This is a genomic window from Spirulina subsalsa FACHB-351 (assembly GCF_026130165.1).
GTDB lineage: Bacteria > Cyanobacteriota > Cyanobacteriia > Cyanobacteriales > Spirulinaceae > Spirulina_A > Spirulina_A subsalsa_A.
The window spans coordinates 1-2,908 of the sequence record NZ_JAIHOM010000228.1 but is presented as its reverse complement, the minus strand read 5'-3'; the positions used below and the strand labels follow the sequence as shown (position 1 = coordinate 2,908).

3 protein-coding genes are annotated in these 2,908 nt (G+C 49.2%); all 3 read left to right on the top strand.

Features of this window, described 5'->3' with window-relative positions; all coding sequences use genetic code 11:
* Window positions 1-162: 162 nt before the first annotated feature.
* Window positions 163-1,062 (top strand): alpha/beta fold hydrolase, encoded by a 900-nt coding sequence (locus K4A83_RS22450; protein WP_265266945.1) that lies wholly within the window; start codon window positions 163-165, stop codon window positions 1,060-1,062.
* Between the two features lie 212 nt (window positions 1,063-1,274).
* Window positions 1,275-1,982, top strand: a complete 708-nt coding sequence (locus tag K4A83_RS22445) for a PHP domain-containing protein (protein ID WP_265266943.1) — start codon at window positions 1,275-1,277, stop codon at window positions 1,980-1,982.
* A gap of 17 nt (window positions 1,983-1,999) precedes the next feature.
* Window positions 2,000-2,803, top strand: a complete 804-nt coding sequence (locus tag K4A83_RS22440) for an ADP-ribosylglycohydrolase family protein (protein ID WP_265266942.1) — start codon at window positions 2,000-2,002, stop codon at window positions 2,801-2,803.
* Window positions 2,804-2,908 lie beyond the last annotated feature (105 nt).

The window sequence follows — 2,908 nt, the reverse complement described above, 5'->3', positions numbered from 1 at the left end:
ACGGTAGGGCATACCGGAACTCACGCTTGGGGAGAGATTCCCTCTGGCTTGGTTGGATACGTCCTGCCAAGTTAAGGAAACTCGTTGAACCAAGAATCCCTCGCTTTTAGCGATGGGAGTGTCAAGATAATGGGAGGTCTTTTAACAAAACTTCACATCACAATGGTTGCTATACAAACAACGAACACCCTAGGGAATTTAGAAAAACATCCTTGGATTTGGCAGGGATATAAGATTTGCTACACCGTCCAAGGGGAAGGACAACCGTTAGTATTGATTCATGGCTTTGGGGCTTCGGTGGGACATTGGCGGAAAAATATTCCGGTGTTAGCAGCCCAAGGATATCGGGTGTTTGCTTTGGATTTGTTGGGGTTTGGGGATTCAGAAAAACCTGTGCTGGACTATACCCTAGAGTTGTGGGAACAGCAACTGGGGGATTTTTGGCAGGAGTTTATTCAGGTGCCGACGGTGTGGGTGGGGAATTCCATTGGGGGATTACTCAGCCTGATGTTGTTAACTGATCATCCTGAAATGGGACGGGGAGGGGTTTTAATTAATTGTGCGGGAGGCCTCAATCATCGCCCGGATGAGTTGAATTTTCCTTTACGGGTGATTATGGGAACCTTTACTAAGGTGGTGAATTCTCAAATCACTGGGCCGTTTTTATTTAATATGATTCGGCAAAAGTCAAGGATTCGTAATACTTTGTATCAAGTGTATTGCGATCGCACAGCCGTCACCGATGAGTTAGTAGAAATGCTCTATCGTCCCTCCTGTGACCCCAATGCACAAAAGGTTTTCGCCTCCATTCTGAGCGCTCCCCCTGGCCCATCTCCCCAAGCCTTACTCCCCCACCTCAACCACCCCCTACTGGTGTTATGGGGCGAAAATGACCCCTGGACTCCTATTCAAGGGGCGAAAATCTATCAACAGTTGGCAGAATGTCAAGATTCTGTGACATTCCATAGTATTCCCCGAGCAGGCCACTGTCCCCATGACGAAAAGCCAGAACAGGTGAATCAATTTATTAGCCAATGGCTCCAGGAATTGCCAGAAAGTTAGATTTTGTTGGCCAAATGTTGATCCCCAAGGGTTGAGGGTGTGGTGTTGTGGAAAAATTCCCCAGTTTTTCCACAGCTTTTCCACAAACTCAACCACAATTCTTAAATTTTGCTAAAGTGGATCAAAGCGTAATATTTTGAAACATTTTTGGCGCGAGTCGCGACTGTTGCACTAGCGTTAAAAATAAAGAACTAACGATCACTTGAGGATTTATGGCACTCTATACGGCTTCAGCCTTTGCTTTCACGCCGCTAGCGTCTCAAGACCGCCTAGCGATTAAGCAAGCTTGGCAAACGATTGGGCCTGATAGTTGCCCTCACGTTTACAACTTCCATATGCACACCACATCCTCGGACGGCAAGTTACAACCGGAAGAAGTGATGGAACAAGCGGTGCAAATTGGCTTAAAGGGTATGGCTATCACCGATCACCATACAGTGCGGGGCTACTATGCGGCTCAAGATTGGCTGAATCGCATGATTTGTAGTGATCACCCTTTCACCTTACCCCATCTGTGGACAGGAATTGAGATTACCGCGCAACTATTGGGGACAGATGTACATATTTTAGGTTATGCCTTTGATCCCACGGATCCCCGCCTCGCCCCCTATTTACAAGGCAGCGCACCGACGGGAGAACTGGCGGAAGCGGGGCGCGTGATTGGCGCAATTCAGCAGGCCGGGGGATTAGTGGTGTTAGCACACCCAGAACGCTATCGGGTGAGTGGGGAGCAACTAATTCCGGCGGCGGTAGAATTGGGCATTGATGGGGTGGAAACCTATTATGCTTATCGCTCTACCAACCCTTGGCAACCGACACCAGACGCGACGGAACGGGTTAAGGCGTTAAGCGATCGCTATGGTTTATTTAACACCTGTGGCACTGATACCCACGGGACAAATCTACTCCTACGGATGTAATCAGTAATCAAATCTCAATGAGTCTAGATGATCGGGCGCTGGGTTGTGTGTTGGGGGCTTTGGTGGGGGATGCGGCCGGGGCTACCTTGGAGTTTTTGGGACATCTGCCCTCACCTAGGGAGTGCGATCGCGCCCTCACTTTACCCGGTGGCGGGATTTTGGGGGTAGCTCCCGGACAGATTACCGATGATGGGGAACTCACTCTCTGTTTAGCTCAAGCCTTAGCCACCAGCCCCCGTTTTAACCTGACGACTATTATTCAACACTATCTACGCTGGTATGACTCCCACCCGTTTGAGATTGGACAAACGACAGCCACCGCTTTAAGGGCGTATCAGCGCGTAAAATCAGAAGACTATCCCCGGATCATAGCGGAAGTAGTCGCTCCAGCTTGTTCTGAGTCTAAGGCCAATGGTAGCGTAATGCGGGCGACTCCCTTGGCTGTGTGGGGGTACGATTTAGGGGATGAAGAATTAGCCCGTTATGCGATCGCCGATTCCGCCATTACCCACCCCCATCCTAGCTGTGGTTATGGAGTCGCCTGTTATTGTTTGGCGATCGCCCACTTGCTGAAAAACGACGGAGATTCCCTCGGTGCCTTCCAGCGTGCCGAACAATGGCTAAACATCCCCAAAAGCCACCCCAGCGCCCAACAAGAGGTTCTAAGCTGGCTGAATGATGCCCAGAATAATCACAACATCCCCTATTCTCCCCACATTGGATTTATCAAAATTGCCTTGACCCATGCCTTTCGTCACCTCCTCCATTGCCAAAGCTATCTAGAAGCTATTCAGAAAACCTTACCGATCATGTTTTCTTGAAAGCCCCGATACTTTAGGACGGGGATGAAAAGAAAAACAGTATGTAACCCGCGAAGCGTCAACACTTAATGAGCCTTGCCAGTTTTATTAAGTGTGTTATAATGG